The sequence below is a fragment of the Streptomyces sp. URMC 126 genome, assembly GCF_051386555.1.
Lineage (GTDB): Bacteria > Actinomycetota > Actinomycetes > Streptomycetales > Streptomycetaceae > Streptomyces.
Genome location: NZ_JBPQTX010000667.1, coordinates 1 through 518, shown reverse-complemented (window position 1 = coordinate 518; position 518 = coordinate 1). Strand labels below are relative to the sequence as shown.

The 518-nt window shown below is 56.6% G+C and carries 1 rRNA gene; it reads left to right on the top strand.

The window, feature by feature from the left end:
- Nucleotides 1–518, top strand: a 23S ribosomal RNA gene (locus ACSNOK_RS33380); the annotation flags it as partial.

The window sequence follows — 518 nt, the reverse complement described above, 5'->3', positions numbered from 1 at the left end:
GAGTAGCGCGCCCAAGACCCGAAGCGGAGTGATCTAGCCATGGGCAGGTTGAAGCGGAGGTAAGACTTCGTGGAGGACCGAACCCACCAGGGTTGAAAACCTGGGGGATGACCTGTGGTTAGGGGTGAAAGGCCAATCAAACTCCGTGATAGCTGGTTCTCCCCGAAATGCATTTAGGTGCAGCGTCGTGTGTTTCTTGCCGGAGGTAGAGCACTGGATAGGCGATGGGCCCTACCGGGTTACTGACCTTAGCCAAACTCCGAATGCCGGTAAGTGAGAGCGCGGCAGTGAGACTGTGGGGGATAAGCTCCATGGTCGAGAGGGAAACAGCCCAGAGCATCGACTAAGGCCCCTAAGCGTACGCTAAGTGGGAAAGGATGTGGAGTCGCAGAGACAACCAGGAGGTTGGCTTAGAAGCAGCCACCCTTGAAAGAGTGCGTAATAGCTCACTGGTCAAGTGATTCCGCGCCGACAATGTAGCGGGGCTCAAGCGTACCGCCGAAGTCGTGTCATTGCAG